The sequence below is a fragment of the Methanococcoides orientis genome, from assembly GCF_021184045.1.
GTDB lineage: Archaea > Halobacteriota > Methanosarcinia > Methanosarcinales > Methanosarcinaceae > Methanococcoides > Methanococcoides orientis.
Genome location: NZ_CP073710.1, coordinates 968057 through 985309, shown reverse-complemented (window position 1 = coordinate 985309; position 17253 = coordinate 968057). Strand labels below are relative to the sequence as shown.

At 34.2% G+C, this 17253-nt stretch carries 15 protein-coding genes, 1 pseudogene and 1 CRISPR repeat array; of the genes and pseudogenes, 9 read left to right on the top strand and 7 right to left on the bottom strand.

Annotated elements, in window-relative coordinates; genetic code table 11:
• Positions 1 to 223: 223 nt before the first annotated feature.
• From cas4 to cas3, 8 genes and pseudogenes are all read left to right on the top strand, one after another.
• Positions 224 to 790: a CRISPR-associated protein Cas4 gene (gene cas4 / locus J7W08_RS04885; RefSeq protein WP_233085514.1), complete on the top strand. Its 567-nt coding sequence runs from the start codon at positions 224 to 226 to the stop codon at positions 788 to 790.
• Between the two features lie 42 nt (positions 791 to 832).
• Positions 833 to 1834, top strand: a complete 1002-nt coding sequence (cas1b, locus tag J7W08_RS04880) for a type I-B CRISPR-associated endonuclease Cas1b (protein ID WP_233085513.1) — start codon at positions 833 to 835, stop codon at positions 1832 to 1834.
• A gap of 1 nt (position 1835) precedes the next feature.
• Positions 1836 to 2099 (top strand): annotated as a pseudogene (gene cas2, locus J7W08_RS04875) (CRISPR-associated endonuclease Cas2).
• Between the two features lie 192 nt (positions 2100 to 2291).
• A CRISPR array of direct repeats spans positions 2292 to 4047; the repeat unit is 30 nt; unit sequence GTTAAAATCAGACCATTGTGGGATTGAAAT.
• Positions 4048 to 4285: 238 nt separating this feature from the next.
• Positions 4286 to 5008 carry a CRISPR-associated endoribonuclease Cas6 gene (gene cas6 / locus J7W08_RS04870; RefSeq protein ID WP_233085512.1) on the top strand — a complete coding sequence of 241 codons (723 nt, stop codon included), beginning with the start codon at positions 4286 to 4288 and terminating at the stop codon, positions 5006 to 5008.
• Positions 5009 to 5120: 112 nt separating this feature from the next.
• Positions 5121 to 7022 carry a hypothetical protein gene (locus tag J7W08_RS04865; RefSeq protein WP_233085511.1) on the top strand — a complete coding sequence of 634 codons (1902 nt, stop codon included), beginning with the start codon at positions 5121 to 5123 and terminating at the stop codon, positions 7020 to 7022.
• Positions 7023 to 7907 carry a type I CRISPR-associated protein Cas7 gene (locus J7W08_RS04860; protein WP_233085510.1) on the top strand — a complete coding sequence of 295 codons (885 nt, stop codon included), beginning with the start codon at positions 7023 to 7025 and terminating at the stop codon, positions 7905 to 7907.
• A gap of 20 nt (positions 7908 to 7927) precedes the next feature.
• Positions 7928 to 8692, top strand: a complete 765-nt coding sequence (cas5, locus tag J7W08_RS04855; protein WP_233085509.1) for a CRISPR-associated protein Cas5 — start codon at positions 7928 to 7930, stop codon at positions 8690 to 8692.
• Positions 8682 to 11327 carry a CRISPR-associated helicase Cas3' gene (gene cas3 / locus J7W08_RS04850; RefSeq protein WP_233085508.1) on the top strand — a complete coding sequence of 882 codons (2646 nt, stop codon included), beginning with the start codon at positions 8682 to 8684 and terminating at the stop codon, positions 11325 to 11327. The genes cas5 and cas3 overlap by 11 nt, the downstream gene beginning before the upstream one ends.
• An 11-nt stretch (positions 11328 to 11338) precedes the next feature.
• On the opposite strand, the gene J7W08_RS04845 is transcribed toward cas3, so the two are convergent.
• The 7 genes from J7W08_RS04845 to J7W08_RS04815 form a co-directional block, all read right to left on the bottom strand.
• Positions 11339 to 11659 carry a hypothetical protein gene (locus tag J7W08_RS04845; RefSeq protein WP_233085507.1) on the bottom strand — a complete coding sequence of 107 codons (321 nt, stop codon included), beginning with the start codon at positions 11657 to 11659 and terminating at the stop codon, positions 11339 to 11341.
• A gap of 3 nt (positions 11660 to 11662) precedes the next feature.
• Entirely contained in the window at positions 11663 to 11803 is a 141-nt protein-coding gene (locus J7W08_RS04840) for a hypothetical protein (RefSeq protein ID WP_233085506.1), read from the bottom strand.
• Positions 11804 to 12110: 307 nt separating this feature from the next.
• Complete coding sequence (locus J7W08_RS04835) at positions 12111 to 13421, bottom strand: hypothetical protein (protein ID WP_233085505.1); 1311 nt, start codon at positions 13419 to 13421, stop codon at positions 12111 to 12113.
• Positions 13378 to 15033 (bottom strand): DNA polymerase, encoded by a 1656-nt coding sequence (locus tag J7W08_RS04830; RefSeq protein ID WP_233085504.1) that lies wholly within the window; start codon positions 15031 to 15033, stop codon positions 13378 to 13380. Before J7W08_RS04830 ends, J7W08_RS04835 begins: the two co-directional genes overlap by 44 nt.
• Positions 14999 to 15394 (bottom strand): hypothetical protein, encoded by a 396-nt coding sequence (locus J7W08_RS04825; RefSeq protein WP_233085503.1) that lies wholly within the window; start codon positions 15392 to 15394, stop codon positions 14999 to 15001. Before J7W08_RS04825 ends, J7W08_RS04830 begins: the two co-directional genes overlap by 35 nt.
• 109 nt (positions 15395 to 15503) lie before the next feature.
• On the bottom strand, positions 15504 to 16067 hold the full coding sequence (locus J7W08_RS04820) for a hypothetical protein (protein WP_233085502.1): 564 nt from the start codon (positions 16065 to 16067) through the stop codon (positions 15504 to 15506).
• Positions 16064 to 16204 (bottom strand): hypothetical protein, encoded by a 141-nt coding sequence (locus tag J7W08_RS04815; protein WP_233085501.1) that lies wholly within the window; start codon positions 16202 to 16204, stop codon positions 16064 to 16066. Before J7W08_RS04815 ends, J7W08_RS04820 begins: the two co-directional genes overlap by 4 nt.
• Before the next feature lie 196 nt (positions 16205 to 16400).
• On the opposite strand from J7W08_RS04815, the gene J7W08_RS04810 reads away from it, so the two are divergent.
• Entirely contained in the window at positions 16401 to 17219 is an 819-nt protein-coding gene (locus J7W08_RS04810) for a hypothetical protein (RefSeq protein ID WP_233085500.1), read from the top strand.
• Positions 17220 to 17253 lie beyond the last annotated feature (34 nt).

Below are 17253 nucleotides of genomic sequence, written 5' to 3'. Positions count from 1 at the left end.
TAAAAAAATTGGACTTTTTTGTACGTTAAATTTTTATGAAGTTGTTTTTTTTAAATATATTTTTTAAAAAATACAATAATATATAAAATTCTCTAAAAAAATCAGAATGTTAATGATTCTACTTCTTTAAGATATTTGACCATACGTATTTAATCCAAACAGTACTATCTTTAGGTAAAACTTTGCAAATAATTTAAATATTGTTTTATATAATTATATATTGATGGGTTCAAATTGTCTGTCAACATCTAAAGACATACCAACTGCATTAACACCCTACGTAAAAATAACAGGTGTCAAGATTAACTATTACCACATCTGTCATACCAAGCTCTGGCTTTTTTCCCACAACATTGTTCTTGAACGTGAGGACGAGAATGTCAATATCGGAAAATTACTCCATGAAGATCGCTATAGCAAAAATAAAAAAGATATTACTATCGACAATACGATAAGTATTGATTTTGTGAAAAAGCGAAATGACATCATAGAATTGCACGATATCAAAAAAACTAAAAAAATGGAAGATGCCCATTTACGCCAAATGCTCTACTACATTTATTATCTTAAGCAGAGGGGAATTGATGCTCAGGGTGTTATGAACTACCCTCTGCTGAACCAGACCAAGGAAATTGTACTGACAGAAGATGATGAAAAGAAAATAGAAAATGATATTGAACACATTGAAGAAATCGTTACAGGAAGGATGCCACATCCTAAACGCCTACGTATCTGTTCGAAATGTGCGTATTTTGAGTTCTGTTTTTGTGGTGAAGTCGATGACGATTAAGATAACTTTTTAGCTACAAGATTTGATTATGGGGGAATTTGAATGCGAACAGATTATTACATCTTGCAGGATGGTACCTTAAAGCGAAAAGAAAACACGGTCTATTTTGTGAACAAGGATGAAAAGCGGGTCTTACCTATAAATAAGATATATTCGATTTATGCATACGGCAGATTGTCTTTATCATCAGGAGTAGTCTCATACCTTGCAAAGAATGGCATCCCCATACACTTTTTTAATTATTATGGTTTCTACGAAGGCAGTATGTACCCGCGAGAGACGCTAATCAGTGGAGATCTCGTCATTAAACAAGCATCTCATTACCTCGATACTGAAAAAAGAATGTTTTTGGCAGGGAAATTCATCGAGGGAGCCTGTGGTAATATTCTCAAAAATTTGAGGTACTACTCAAGGAGCAAAGATGGTCTTCAGGATAGTCTGGATGAACATATAAATTCAATAGAATCGGAGTTTACTCGCCTACCTAATGCAGACTCGATATCGAGTATGATGAATGTCGAGGGACGCATACGAAACATATACTATAGTGCATTGGATGAAATATTTCCTGAGGATTATCGGATTATAACAAGGACCAGACGCCCCCCAAGTAATAAAATGAATACACTCATAAGTTTCGGCAATTCTTTGATGTACACTACAGTGCTCTCTGAGATCTATAACACCCAATTAAATCCAACTATATCATACCTTCACGAACCCTTTGAACGTCGTTTTTCTCTTGCTCTTGATGTAAGTGAGATTTTCAAACCTATCATAATAGATAGAATCATACTCAAACTTGTAAACAAGAATATGCTAGATGATAGTTGCTTCATGGGGGAGATCGGGGATATGCTATTGAGTGAAAAAGGTAAAAAAGTCTTTTTGCAAGAATATAATGCTAAGTTGTCTACTACTATCAAACATAAAGGTTTGAAGCGAAATGTTTCATATAAACGACTGATTCGGCTGGAGCTTTACAAGCTATCAAAACACGTACTTGATGATGAAGCATACAAACCACTTGTGATGTGGTGGTAAGATGTATGTGATTGTTGTCTATGATGTTGGCGTAGAACGCTTAAACAAAGTGCGTGTTTTCTTAAAACAATATCTCAACTGGGTGCAAAATAGTGTACTTGAAGGAGAACTCACAAAAGCCGAGTATCTGAGAGTATAGTCCCAATTAAAGAAGATAATCAATGAAGAGGAAGATAGTGTTTTCATCTACCATGTCAGAGATAAAAAGTATCTCATGTTAGATGAATTAGGGTCCAGACCAGCTGAAATAGACTCAATCATTTAATCCTTTTCGTGGATGCTTATATAGGAGACGCAAAATAAGGAATCCCCGAAAACAAGTTTTAATTTTTGCTTCCGATGAACGTTTTTTTATAATAGAAAATAGAACTTTAGTTGTGAAAAAAGCCATCTATAAATGCATAGATGCTTTTCAATAGATCAAATTTGTTGGGTAAAATATGGCCAAATGAGCTTGGTTAAAATCAGACCATTGTGGGATTGAAATATAATATAGTTTCTTCAATAGCGATATAATTAGCCCGTTAAAATCAGACCATTGTGGGATTGAAATCTGTATGCAATACATTCCCGCCCAAACCAACAAATATTAATGTTAAAATCAGACCATTGTGGGATTGAAATCAGTAGTCGAGGAACCACAGACGACAATCACTGACATCGTTAAAATCAGACCATTGTGGGATTGAAATGAAGTATCCTGCCGGATCGTACGGCAAACATGAACGTTAAAATCAGACCATTGTGGGATTGAAATACCATTCAGCAGGTTTCTGTGGTTGGTGACAATTTTGTTAAAATCAGACCATTGTGGGATTGAAATTTGAAATAGAACGGTTTATTCGTCACTGCCGCAATGGTTAAAATCAGACCATTGTGGGATTGAAATATTGTTAATTTGCACCGGGACAGCTTCGGCATTTGAGTTAAAATCAGACCATTGTGGGATTGAAATCTGCCAAGAACAAGCAGGGTGACTTCATTAAAGACGGTTAAAATCAGACCATTGTGGGATTGAAATATTGTATCAAATATTAATGAGAAACAAGGATTTTTGTTAAAATCAGACCATTGTGGGATTGAAATATAGTTGATAGATTTGAACCGGAAGATCCGTTTTGGGTTAAAATCAGACCATTGTGGGATTGAAATATTGATGAATGTAATATTTAAGAGGAATTAATTCCTCGTTAAAATCAGACCATTGTGGGATTGAAATTAATGTAAAGGTTTTCAGGGTATCATCAGGATCAAAGGTTAAAATCAGACCATTGTGGGATTGAAATGATATGATATTTCAACTGAGGATGTTTATCGATTCGTGTTAAAATCAGACCATTGTGGGATTGAAATGTATAATGAACATTTGCTGTGAAATCAAAATTAATAGTTAAAATCAGACCATTGTGGGATTGAAATATTTCTAAAAGCGTTCATAGAATCGGCTTTATCTTTGTTAAAATCAGACCATTGTGGGATTGAAATATGATAACGAGCTTACACCTAATATTGAGATTCGGGTTAAAATCAGACCATTGTGGGATTGAAATTAAGTTTCATACTAACTTTGTACAGTTTTGTACAGGGTTAAAATCAGACCATTGTGGGATTGAAATGCAGTAACCAGCGCGGCAGTTGTGGGGGGCTATAATGTTAAAATCAGACCATTGTGGGATTGAAATTCTGCTGAAACTCCATCTGTCGTTTTTGCGTTTGGTGTTAAAATCAGACCATTGTGGGATTGAAATGGAGGAAACGAATTAATGTTAACTATCAATAAAATGTTAAAATCAGACCATTGTGGGATTGAAATGCCTTATCTACCAATCTACAAAACGTGCTTTTGTTCGTTAAAATCAGACCATTGTGGGATTGAAATGCGGAAGTGAAGAGGGAAGCGAGGAAGACAAGAATAGTTAAAATCAGACCATTGTGGGATTGAAATTTGGTCAAGATTTGTTCCGTCTGCAAGTTGGAAACGAGTTAAAATCAGACCATTGTGGGATTGAAATTCAATTGATATTAATCTCGTTCTTGGAGTGTATTCAGTTAAAATCAGACCATTGTGGGATTGAAATAAAACATGTTGCAAGCGAGGGCATGACATTAATATTACTGGTTAAAATCAGACCATTGTGGGATTGAAATTTGTTAGCTTTATTACGTGTCCATAAGGGCGGTGCGTTAAAATCAGATCATTGTGGGATTGAAATCAAGATAGGTGAAAGCGTTCAGGAGAGTTTCGTCAAGCGTTAAAATCAGACCAAAGAGGGACAAGTATACCTATATAGATTACATATAATACCTTTAAGTATAATGTCATACTCAAACATTACGGGGATTGAACAAACATAATCTCAATATAATTGGTAAAAACAGATTATATTTATGAGATGATTTCGCTCGAATATTTTCAAAACATATAAATTATATTAAGTTGTTTCATATACCATGCGATGCAAGGTAACCATACAAAAAACAACGAACAATCATATTCATTACGATTATCAGTATGGTTTAGCATCAATGCTCTACGCACGGCTTGCCAGTGCAAATATCACTTTAGCAGACAAGACACATAGTCACCAGGGTTTCAAGTTCTATACATTTTCGAATCTCATAATCGAGGATAGGATTCCGAACAAACATGGTTTGGATTTCAATAAAGCACACTTTTTCATATCCTCACCAGACTCGGAGTTCATTCGCAGCTTCACGGAAGGTTTGCTTCTCGAGCCAGAGTTCTTCCTTGGAAGAGTCAAAAAAGCAAATTTCATAATTGAGCGTATAGAAATAATACCTCAGCTGGAGATGTCTGAGTCCTGCAAGTTTACAACCCTCTCTCCTGTATATGCAAAAACGATGAGGAAGAAGGACGGAAAACTTGTTGAAATTGATTTGTATCCAAAGGACTCGAAGTTTTATGAAAATGTCCATACGAACCTTACGTCAAGGTACGAGGAATACTACGGTCACAAGGTTGAGCATGATCATTTTGAAGTGCTGGAAGTGAAGAACTTCAAGCCAAAACGCGTTTCGATAGGCAATAGTTTCAGGAGATGTAGTTTGATGACTCTGGAACTTGAGGCTAGTCCTGAGATTGTAAGGTTTGCATATGATGCAGGGTTAGGGGAGAAGAATGCCATGGGGTTTGGATGTTTGGAGGTTGTGTGAATATTTCCTCTTACTTGGTAAATGTTTAAGCGTACATAGGATACGGTGTCATGATACACAAGAGTGTTTTGAAGAGTGAAATGGTATAGTGTGTTGTAGATTTGGAGGAAATATGTACAATTTTATTGTAAATTTGTTTACTGAAGAAGACTATAACGCTTTATTGAATGAAGATGAATCCGAACCCAAAAATGAAACGACCAAAATTTTGATTGTACCTCCGAATTTAAGCGACTCACCATTTGTTATTAGTGGATCAGATATTGAAGAAGAGGTAAACGATATCTTACTGTTAGAAAAATATCCTCTTGTATATTTTACTAGTAAGTTTGTGCGACCCACTCGTAAAGGAAGTAACAATATTGGAAGCAATTCTGCACTTTTAAGTCATTCACCCACTCATTATAAACTTACTAATGTTTTCTTCGATAAAAATGAAGATAATATAAATCGACAGCATCCAAACGGAAATGTGGTTATAAAAATCCCTTCTAAAAAAGTTGATTCTTTTAGAGATTCAGTCAAGAAAACTGAGTATTATAATCAATTCCCAAATCTCTGTGATAGAGTTGAGAGTTTTTTTAGAAATTTTGATACAAGAAACCCTGAAAATACTTTTGGTCTACGGGAAAATGACTTAATCGTTTTCCTTGTAAATGAATCTGATATTGATAGTTATATTGCTACTATCGAAGAGTATACCCTGCAAAAAATTCTGAAATATAATACATTTGAAGGAAACTGTGATAGCTGTGGAGAATTGGGTCAGCTTTATATGTTGACTTTTGGAAATATATTTGATCTGGCCAAAGACAGGAAATTTCTTCTTAGGCATCCTACAAGATTTAAGTCTAACTTGAAATCAAAAAGTTCGGAAAATTTCAATTTATGTGAAAAATGTTCCAAACAAATTTATGATTATTTTGAATACATCAAGAAATACAAGTTTTACAGATACGTGTTTCCCACAACTGTAACAGTTGAGACAAGTGATTACAGAGATTATTCTTCTGATCCTATTGGAATCTTAAAAATGTTAAAATCTTTGTACGACAGGAATCGATCTCAGGAATTTGATTATGTGATGATGATTGCCAATCCGAAACTTGAGGATATAGAATTCACATATGTTAATAATTTCAATTACTACCTTCAAAATATAAAACCAACTATTAATATTAAAGATATCTCGATACACTCAACTTTAAAGGAGCTTCCTGATAAAAATAAGAAGGGAGCAATCAGATACATTCAAAATGAAAGGGATAAATCAATATTTTTGAGAGAATTAAACTTGATTTTTAACAATAATCTTATAGGGTCCTTGTTTGAAAAGAATCCGAAAAAGTTGAGAGATACACTTCATCCTTTCCTTAAACTGAAAATTATAGAATACAACTCAATTATTAGGAACTTTTTGTATTTTCAAGATGTTTCCCTTTTTGAGGATTGTATTTATTCAAAGCTATTCAGAGAAATGCTTTCTGAGTTAATCACAAATTCAGGTCTTCGTGATGACATGAAGATCGGACCTAACAAAATCCGCTTCTTCCTTACAATCTACTACAAGTATCTAAACATAGAACCTAACGGGGGCGAAACCATTACAGAATACATGGCTTTAAAAGAAAAAATGAAAGATAATGACTCTTTTGAAATAGAGAATGATTTCGAAGCGAGTTACTGCATGGGACAAGCATTTTACTACTTAGTTCAGGAATACAAAGGAAAGAACAAGTTAAACCTCTTCACAAAATATACTATGAATGTTCATAATATGGACATGCTAAAAAAGAAGTTAATTTCAGTACTTGAAAAGTATTCTCATAACGAATATCTTGACAATAATCGGAGATTTCACAATCTGACTAAAAATGTCCTAGCATTCGAATTCAAAAAGTCATATGAGGACAACAAGATTTCTCTGTACACAGGCTACTTTGATGATAACTATCTCTATTCTTCCACAAAAGAAAAAGAAGAACGTGAATCTACACAACAGGAGGATAATTAAATGAACTACAATGGTTTGGTTGTTGTAAACGCAAAGAATGCGAGTTTCAATGCAGGTTTTGATGGTCTCCCTAGAAGGCTGCCTAGCGGGAGGATATTTGCTACTGATAAAGCGTTGAAGTATTGCTTAAGAGAGTATCTTTCAAAAAAAGAACCTGTGTTCGTTCAGAGAACCAAGGAGTTTCATAAAAAAAGCAATGAGGATGAAGTGGTAGAACGATACCTTACATTAAAAGAGAATTATTTCAAAAAATGTGACAAAGGTGCCCTGCCTAAAGATGAAAGTGAGATTATTAGCGACCTCAAAGGTTTCATAGATGTTCGATTGTTTGGAGTTGTATTTGCAATCAGTGGCGATGATACACGTAATATTTCTATGACAGGCCCTTGTCAGATCAATTATGGTGTGAACAGGTTAGATGGATCCAATATATATTCTTCCGATATATTGTCCCCTTATAGAAATCCAAATGAGAAAAGCCAGGATGCTCAGAAGACAACAATAGGAAATGAAGCCAGAGCAGACGACGTTTACTACGTATATGACATCTGCCTTAACATGAATTCTGCAGAGAAACAAGGAATTAAAGTGTCGGATGATGATATCAAAAAACTTAAAAATGCATTGAAATATGCAGTGGGAGAAATAACTTCCACCACCATGTTTGGCTGTGAAACGGTAAGCACGCTTTGGTTTAAGAACAAAAATGATCGGATTTTCAACAACCTAAACTCATTGGTAGATGTCTATGAATCAGAGGGTGAAATGATTGTAGATTACTCAAAGGTTATAGATATTATAAAAGAGGAAATCATTGACGATTCACTTGAGCAATACAGCAATAAAGTCAAAAATATTTATTCCCTGGAATCGAGTGAGAAGTGACTAATTTATCAGGTGCTTACATGACTCAAAAGCTGGAATACTCTTCATCAGGAGAATATAAGATTGGCAATAAATCAAATAAACTCCTGACTTTTAGATTGTATGGAAATTTTGCTCATTTTAATCAACCCATAAGCAATCGCTTCAGGAACACGTATTCCATCATTCCAAAACCTCAGTTACTGGGACTTATTGGTTCAATTGCTGGTCTTGGAGGATATAAAAACAGGACCATTGAACCTGAATTTTATTCTAAAATTGGTGATTTGAAAGTTTTCATTAAGTCTAACAATATTTCTGATAGAAAATTTACGGTGAATTATAACAGCTTGAACAGTTTCCTGAACAATAGAAAAGACACCGATTCTCCAAACGTAATTATAAATGAACAGGTGATTTTATACCCAGATTACGAAATTGGCTTACTGCTGGACGAAAGTAATGAACTGCATAAAGTAATAATTAAAAATATTCAGAATAACCGTAGTGTTTTTCACATATATCTCGGTAAAAATGAATTTTTTGCGAATATTCAATATATTTCATTAAAAGATTATGAGATAAATTCTAGAAAAGAAACGGTGTGCTCTAGTATCTTCCCCTTCTATGAGCTAGAAAAAGAAGGTAATGGCAATATAAAACTTGAAATGCTTCCAGTAGATTTTGATGATAATTTCAAGTATACTTATAACCTAATGGCAATACCACAAAAAGAATGCAAGGTACAATTGAAGAATCCAGAGAATTTCATTATGTCGGAAGGTAATGTCTACTATGTCTTCTGATACTTTCAATGAATTATTCATAATCTTGGATAAGAGCTTAGTTCCATGCAACCAATTTTATTCTGCTCACAGACAAGGAGATAATCTGGAATTCCTGGAAGATCATTTGGAATTATGTGGTAAATATTTTTTACATATAATCGATAAATTGGAACTTGAGCCTATACTTGACGAATTAATTTCCGACCTTTTTGGAGAAAAACAACAAAATAAAATCAAGCAGATTATACTTTATGGAATATATTATCATGATGTTGGAAAACTAAATCCAAATTTCCAAATAGCGAAAGTAAAAGGAAATAAGATATCAGGAAATAGCTATCACAGTCTTTTTTCAGAAAAAATATTAACTTCTTTTTTACTAAAAAAATTTCCAAATTCTCATGGGATTATCTACTTACTTGCTAATATTATTAGGTCCCATCATAGTAGTTTAACTAATTTTCACGTTAAAGATGATGACACATCACGTGAAGAAAAAGAACTTATTCAAAAAATTCTTCATTTAGTAGATGTTGGAGAGTTAGTACTCCTCGAAGATAATAAAAGAGAATTTTTCAAGAGCAATTTTGAGTGGAGTAAAATCTTCCTTTTGGTAAAGCTCCTTTATTCATTGCTTGTTCTCAGCGATTCTTATTCAACGTTACATTACACATACTCATTGAACGAGATGTACTCCTTAAACACTATAAACCAAGACATCCGAGAAAAAATGATCAAATCTTATTCAAAGATACCATACAACTCAGATATTGATCAAATCGAATTTAAAAATTATTCTTGTTGCAATGATATAAATGAACTGCGAAGAGAAATATTAATTGAATGCAACAAAAGTACAAATAAACTTCTAAAAGAAGGAAATAAAATATTTATGTTGGCAATTCCTACAGGTGGTGGGAAGACAAATATTTCTATGAAAATGGCGTTAAATATTCTCGACTATGATCAAAATGTTAAGCGCTTGTTTTATGTATTTCCTTACATCAATATTATAGAACAGAACTACAAAGCTATAAATGATGCATTATTCGAAAACTCGTTCTTCCCTCACAAAGTAGGTCTTGTTTCAGACATATACTCGCGAGCATATGTCGATAAATATCGTGATATGGGTGATGAAGATTCAATTTCTAAATTAAAGCAGATGATGATAATTCGGGATGATAATTTTTTAAATAATTGTGTAAATGTAATTACAAATGTAAACTTTTTCAACTGTTTCATAAAAACTGGTGGCACCAATCGTTATAAAATAGCTAACTTATGCAACAGTATAGTTATTATTGATGAGATACAAACCTTAAGTGATAAAAATATAAGAGTTTTTTATAATTTTATCAGTGAAACAAGTAAAAATTTTAATATATATTACATTGTTATGAGTGCAACACTTCCGAATTTGAATTCTTTTTTAGATGATGCTGCAATTCCACAAGTAATCAGTAATCCCCAAAAATATTACAACCATCAATTGTTTAAAAGAAATGAAATTCATTTTAGACTAGATATTAATGATATGGAGGGCATTAAACAATTGTTAATCGAAGAAATTAACACAAATTACCAAACAGGGAGCGTAAAAGTTCTTGTAACTTTAAATGTGGTTGATACTTCAAGAAAAGTATATGAAGAACTGACCTCTGATATAATGTTTAATGATTTTTCTTTTTGTTTGTTGAATAGCACCATCTCGAATTTGCGAAGAAAGAAACTAATCGAGGAACTAAAGAATAAATCTAGAGAAGAACGAATAATAATCGTTTCGACTCAATCTATAGAAGCAGGCGTTGATATTGATTGCGACTTTGGTATTAGAGATTACTCTATAATAGATAGCATCGAACAGATATCTGGACGAATAAATAGAGAATGTAATGAAAAGAAAGCAAGTATTTCAAAACTCTTCGTCATAAAATACAAAGATGGCAAAGTTGCAGATTCTAAGAAGATATATTCCGATCAAGAACGATACAAAATATTGAGCCCCAGAAAAATTAGCCAAAACGACATGAAAGAAATATTAATCTGCAAAAGATTCGATGAATACTATCATATTTTATCAGATGAATTAAAAAAAATAGCAAAGGATTCATTTGAAAAAATAAATCGTGAAATAAATGATCTACATTATCAAACGATAAACAATGAGCTGAATGTAATTGATGATAAATTAGATAAAATAGATATTTTTGTATGTGAGGACATTCCACTAGAGTTTCTGTCAGAATATGACAGATATAACATTGAGTCTATTATAAGTGATTCAGAAATTCAGAAGTTAGAAAAAAAATATAAAATCATATGCAATGGGAAAGTAGTAACTGAGAATGTATACAAAGTCTGGAAAGAAATCATAACATCAACTGATAAGTTTAAAGATATATATCTCAGAAGAAAAATTACTAGTCTCCTCAACCAATTCATTATTTCAATAATCAATATAAAAAATAAAGCTCATGGTCAAGATATATTGGGATATCTTATGACTGAAGGGCTAATAGAGAAAGATGAAAAATTTGATATTATTTTATCAACTCCAAAGTTTTTACAATATTATTCATTTACAGATGGCTTACGATTAGAAAAATTGAAAGAAGAAATAAAAAACCCAATGATTGGAGTTATTATTTAAAAATACTATCTTTATTGAAGCATACCTTCAGATTTCAGCTTATCAACAACCCACTCTTTTGCCTTATTCCCTGAATCAAAGGAGTAAATGCGAGCATAAAAATACCAGTCTGTTGAATCATCCTTTACAATACTTAACATCAAGTCTTTTGTAAGATTAAACAGACGGAAGCGCATTGTTTCCAATTCATGTTCTATCTGCTGTTTCAATTGTCCTATCCGATCTATTATATCTGAATCATCATTCTTTTGCAGTTTAGTTCCCTTTAAATATTGATTTTTATCTTCTTCTAAACCGATTAAACTTTTAAGATATGATATTTCGGTTTTCATTATCTATATGGGTTTGATCTCACGCAACATTTCTTGTATTCCATTTTCAAGCACTTCACTGTAAGATTTCCCATGTACTTTTTTTGTGGAATCAAAGAGCAACTTAATGTCAGCGTCTATCTGCGTAGTTACTTTAGAACGCATTCAGATCACCACATAATTACTGTGTGCTATTTTATCTGTGAACATTGACGTACCTTCTTTTGAATTTCAGGTTTCTCATACATTACTTTTCATGAATTTTCATTTAAATTCCATGGCCATCTTATCTATAGCCGAAAAGTAATAACTAATCTGTATATTAAAGTAAGTATCGTTTAATATATTAAACTAACTATCAACATAAAAAAGGATCAGGCTAATAAAATAATTTAAAAATTAAGTATACAGGTCCATCCCATACGAAAAATGAGATAGCACCTTTTTGTTGTAAACCCACTCGCATGAGTTTTCAACAATTCAGAAGATGCGTGACAACTTTATCCATTATTGATGTGTTAAGGTTTAATTGTCCCTGCTCAGCCCTTTTCTTTAGATTTTGGAGTGTACTCCTGTACTTTATCCCAATTGATTTTGCCTCTTTCGGAGTTAGATTGCGAACATAGTTAATCACATCATTCATATCGTAACCTGATTGAAGTAGTCTTTTCTCTGGACAGACGCTCTCTGTTTCATTGTAGAAATGCTCCAGAAGTTTCTTCACCGCTGATGTATTGAGATTTAGTTTTTGGGATTTTATTCTCATTTTCATACTAAATAGAGTACTCTTGCTAACCCCTATTTCTTTAGCCTTTGAGGGAGTTAAATTAAGTATATACTCCTGCAGTGATTCCAGGTCATAGAATGTTTCTAGTTGCGACTGTTCAAGACATTGCATATCTATGTTGTTGGATTCCTTACCAACGTATATGCATCCTTTGGGATTCAGATGCCTTCTTTTGAGCACACCAATGTCGCCCTCGAATTTGGTTTCAGGGTGACTTATATATTTATCAAAAACATCGCTGAGCGGTTTCCAGTAATGTCTCCCTTGGAGAATATCTCCTGTTTTATAGTCGATAAAAGGCAATTCAACGATTTCTTGAGGATTTTTGCTGAATGGTGTAATAGGTTTTATCTGCACAGCTGATCTACCTTTTTTATTTGATACAGTCCCCTGCCCTACAAGCATAAAGTTAAATGGCTTTATCTGTTTGTCAAAAGATTTTCCATCGTTCAGTTTTTCAAATCTGCGGTGGAGGTTTGCTGTGGTGATTGAAAGGTTCGATATTACTGAATAGTTCTCGTATTTCTCCAATATTCCACTCAAAAGTTCGGGATTGTAATAGACTTTGAGTATATCCAACCAAATCTGTTTGTGCCAATGATCTTTTTCGCAAAGTTCTCTGCTGAAAGGATTTGTGATATGTCCTAAACCATGCAGTTTATAGAACAGCTTCTTTCCACCAGGAATGACGATCTCTTTCCCATCCTTATGGAACAAGCAGTACCTCTTTGAACTGATTCCATAGAACCAGATATCATCCATCCCGTCTTCAATCTCAAGGATGGGTTTATCAAAGTCGTAGGGATTTAAGGAATCGAACAGATGACTCAATTCCTCTGCAAGATGCGGAGGAACAAAGATTGAATCCGTGTCCATGTATGTGTGAAGCTCTCCTTTTTCCAGAACAAATCTTTCAGCAATTGCAAGCAGAAGGCGAGACCCTGCAGTTATATTAGCACCGATTATGGGGTGGAAAAAAAACTCCAGGTGGCTCATATTTACCAATTGAATCGAAATTGGCGTTGCTAAATATTTCTAATTCTTCAACATCCTCTTTTGGGTTTACTTCTAGGTAAATCCCATATGACGTTGAGTTATTAACAATTTTTACTGCTCTTTGCTGGGAGTCTAATATCTCGTAATCATGTGAATCTATTGCAACTTCTCTCATTTCATTTTTTATTTCCTGTCTGTGTTCCACCAAGCATTTGATGAGATTATCCTTTTTCGGATCTATCTTAATGCCATAAATCTGTGTTTCAGTCAGGCCTTTCTGAACACCTTCCGGAATAAATCGGATTGCTTTCTTGATTCGTGGTGATTTTCCTGCGAGAAGCTTTGAAGCAAGTACGTCTGGCAGGAAATAATAAAGTGAATCTTTGTATGTGATATGATTTATCCCTATATTGCGTGTATCTTGATTAGCATAATTGGTTCGTACTGGAAAGATATCATCATCTGGTTGCAATTCAACAAGTACATTCATTTGCTTCCAGGAATCTTTGTCTAAAGCTTTTTCCAATGTTAAGTTATCAATGAATTCCTGTACTGCTTTGGTATCAGTTTTGTATCGCATTTTTGCTGCAATGAGAAACTCCCAGTGACCCAGGAGAAGCATCACAGTAGGATACATACTAAAGAAGTCAAGTACTGTTACTTTGACCGGGGTTTTGCGTACCTTTACTTCACATCTGCCCCCATAGTATGCACCCATGATATTACCTATGATTTTTCTGGGAAATTTAGGGTTTTGTTCTGAAAATGATTTAAGACTGCATTGTCTCAACGCCTGCTTACCCAGAGAGGCGGCTGAGTACACCTTTGTCATCGGGATGTTCAGCTGATATTTATTGAACTCTTCCCGTACTTTTTGGAATACCTCGTAGGTTGCTTTCACATCTTTAATGTTGTATTCTATGTACCTTGGTGTTACTTTGCCATGTTCTTTTTCTGCTTTTTTCTTTATCTGCGTGTCAAACATTTCACAAGCACTCTCAAGTGACAACGACTTACTATCGGTAAGTATGCAAGCCAGGTGCTGTACATCTAAAAAGTGACCCTTGAAGTTACCTTTTTTTACGGATTTTCTTCGTGCTTTAGTGAACTCTACGTTGTAGGTCTTCCCCTTGAGTTGCTTTATGCGCAATCTGGGGTACATGGTGTCTTCAGTTAAAAGGAAAGAAAATCCTCCATTTCCCGAATACTTCCCATAACCATAATCCAGTATTACCCTTGAAAGATCAAAGTTAATATTGAACCCAAGGAACAGCGTTCCCCGATCATAGACCTCTAAATAGAATATTTTTATAAACTCCTCTAATGAGAAAAGCCGCATCAAGTGCTTATTTGCATATTTTTTTAAAGTATTATACTCCTTCCTTGTAATGTGTCTTTTATCCCAGATCAAACCGCCATAGGTATAGATGTCATTCTGTCTTACATCAAAATATCCAAATTTTAAATTTTGATACTTGTCAGCTGTGGTTTCTGCGTCAAAAGTAAGGACTCGTGGGAAATCACGAGTCTTCTTTTTCTTTGAATATTGTTTTGATTTTATTGCCTTGGAACCCTTTTTACTTGTAAAAGCCCTTAATGCTATACTGTCCATCCTTTAGCACCTCGTAGAGTTGGTTCATTGTCACAATTTCAACCTCTGCCATCCGTTTCCTGAGTGCAGCATGGCTCAGAAAAATGTAAGGAATCTGAAGTTCCATCGGCAATTTGTACGATCTGAAATTGGGTGGAATGGAATTTTGCAGCCCTGTTACTGTAGCGTGACAGTTAAGGCAGGAAACACATGTTTCATTTGGGAAGTTCCTTGTCGAAAGATGATGTTTTTCAAATATTCCCAAAGCATGGGGGTTTGTTTCGGCACAAACCTCGCAAATGCCATTTTCCAAAACACCCTGTTCCTGCAATTGCCATTTAATCTGTGCAATTAGATCTTCATTATTAATTTCTTCATTCATTTATTTTAATCTCCTTGTGCATAATGTTATCATTTAGTATCTATCGTCGTATATCTGTAGAAACGCGTACTCCTCTATCTGCTCTACCAATCCGTAAACTGTCTCCAGATCAGTTTCGAAAACAATGCTTTTCACCGTCAACGTCTGTGATTTTGAGTCCCTTGAACGACTGGAGGATTGATTTATCGCCAGTGTCTAATGCCCATCTGACTGCATTCAGATAGTTACTGATGAGTGAAGCATCCCCTGAATCGTTGATTATAACGCTAATGCGCTCACCATCAGAATAGAACCAGCGTCCGCGTTCTATCTTATCGGTGTGAGTTGCAACCCAGCGTCCCTTTTTCTTGTATACGTATCTTCCAAGATGCATTACTGCCTGTTTTCTGGTAATTCCCTGCTCCTTTGCAGCCTTAGTAAGCGATTCACCTTTACGCATATCTGAAAGAGTCTGTAGTGCCCTTATCCGTAGATCCCGTTCTTCTGCAGAGAGTTCTTTCCAGGACTTAAGGGCAGGGCTGAGATGAGAAATTCCCTGTTCCAGCAATTCCTTGAGTGATAGCGATGGAGCCAATTCATGCAGTTTAATGACGCGCTTTGCATACTCCGTGTTCCTAGCTTTTGCATTAAGCCATTCTTTAAACGACTTGAATCTCAACGAGAACTTGTTCATTTCAATCCCTCATTCAGTTTGATTAAAGCCGTCCTGAGCACTTCTGCCTGGGAGCAGCCATAGTTTTCTGCCAACTGTACTAACTTCTCCTTTAGATACGGGGGAAGTGTCATTATGAATCGTTCTGATTTTCTCATGTGATCATCATGTGATACATTAATCAATATATAGTTTGGTATTTAGTCTGATATTAAAAAAAGGTAAAAATTTGCTTCTAATGATGCAACTTGAATATAAAGATATATATAGTTTGATATCATATTTGATATCATGAATATGCTGTAACTTCGCTGCAATTTAAAATGTACATAACGTCAAAAGGAGATCTACTAAGTGAATTTTGAAAAAGAGGTTACTGATTATTTATCTGAAAAAGGATACGTCAGGAGAGAAAAGCTAATAGAAGATCTTATCGAAAAACATTCCGGAGATCGAGGATATAGCAAGCCAACCATTGACCGCAAATTAAACAAGATGATTGAATCAAAAATTATCTTAAATCCAAATTATGATGAACTCGGCAAATATAATATCGAAGAAACAGATAAACGTGCTTCCTATCTAATATTTACAGACACATTAAAGTTAAAAAAGCATCTTGATGAGATTTTAGAACTTCTTAAATCAGAAGATGATATAGATAAAAGGCTGGCACTAAAAGAAATTGAGTACTATAAAAAGAAATACGTATTAGATGGAAGTCAACTGGATTCAATAATACAAAATTTAGATGGTGAAGATCAAGAATTAATATATGAGCTATTGCTAATAATTTTCGATCATATTGTCAATAAAAAGATCAAACCTCTGAATGAACCTGATCTTTTAATAAAACTGAGATTTTTGTTGAAACAGAAGTTTAAAGTCCCTCCTACCCATGGGAGTCCGAAAAAATATATTATTCGGCTGCTTGGATACTATGATGATGAGCTCGTTATTGAACAGCTGATAAAAGATGCCAAAACTGTGAAGGATTTATCTTCAGATAGGAGTTGTTACACGGTAAATGAAACTTCTAACGTTATTGAAAAACATAGAACAGAACTCTTTAACTTACAAAGGGAATTGGCTAAAGAAGGAAAAGATGAAGCTGTTCTGTTTGTATCAGACATAAGACGTCAAGCCATGAAGAATCTGGGTATATTAGATTAATAATTTTTCTATCGAAAATCACCAGCTAACATAA

Bases quoted from the DNA above. Each gene is read 5' to 3' on its own strand.
- cas4 (WP_233085514.1), top strand. From the start codon at position 224: ATGGGTTCAAATTGTCTGTCAACATCTAAAGACATACCAACTGCATTA.
- cas1b (WP_233085513.1), top strand. From the start codon at position 833: ATGCGAACAGATTATTACATCTTGCAGGATGGTACCTTAAAGCGAAAA.
- cas6 (WP_233085512.1), top strand. From the start codon at position 4,286: ATGCGATGCAAGGTAACCATACAAAAAACAACGAACAATCATATTCAT.
- J7W08_RS04865 (WP_233085511.1), top strand. From the start codon at position 5,121: ATGTACAATTTTATTGTAAATTTGTTTACTGAAGAAGACTATAACGCT.
- J7W08_RS04860 (WP_233085510.1), top strand. From the start codon at position 7,023: ATGAACTACAATGGTTTGGTTGTTGTAAACGCAAAGAATGCGAGTTTC.
- cas5 (WP_233085509.1), top strand. From the start codon at position 7,928: ATGACTCAAAAGCTGGAATACTCTTCATCAGGAGAATATAAGATTGGC.
- cas3 (WP_233085508.1), top strand. From the start codon at position 8,682: ATGTCTTCTGATACTTTCAATGAATTATTCATAATCTTGGATAAGAGC.
- J7W08_RS04845 (WP_233085507.1), bottom strand. From the start codon at position 11,659: ATGAAAACCGAAATATCATATCTTAAAAGTTTAATCGGTTTAGAAGAA.
- J7W08_RS04840 (WP_233085506.1), bottom strand. From the start codon at position 11,803: ATGCGTTCTAAAGTAACTACGCAGATAGACGCTGACATTAAGTTGCTC.
- J7W08_RS04835 (WP_233085505.1), bottom strand. From the start codon at position 13,421: ATGAGCCACCTGGAGTTTTTTTTCCACCCCATAATCGGTGCTAATATA.
- J7W08_RS04830 (WP_233085504.1), bottom strand. From the start codon at position 15,033: ATGGACAGTATAGCATTAAGGGCTTTTACAAGTAAAAAGGGTTCCAAG.
- J7W08_RS04825 (WP_233085503.1), bottom strand. From the start codon at position 15,394: ATGAATGAAGAAATTAATAATGAAGATCTAATTGCACAGATTAAATGG.
- J7W08_RS04820 (WP_233085502.1), bottom strand. From the start codon at position 16,067: ATGAACAAGTTCTCGTTGAGATTCAAGTCGTTTAAAGAATGGCTTAAT.
- J7W08_RS04815 (WP_233085501.1), bottom strand. From the start codon at position 16,204: ATGAGAAAATCAGAACGATTCATAATGACACTTCCCCCGTATCTAAAG.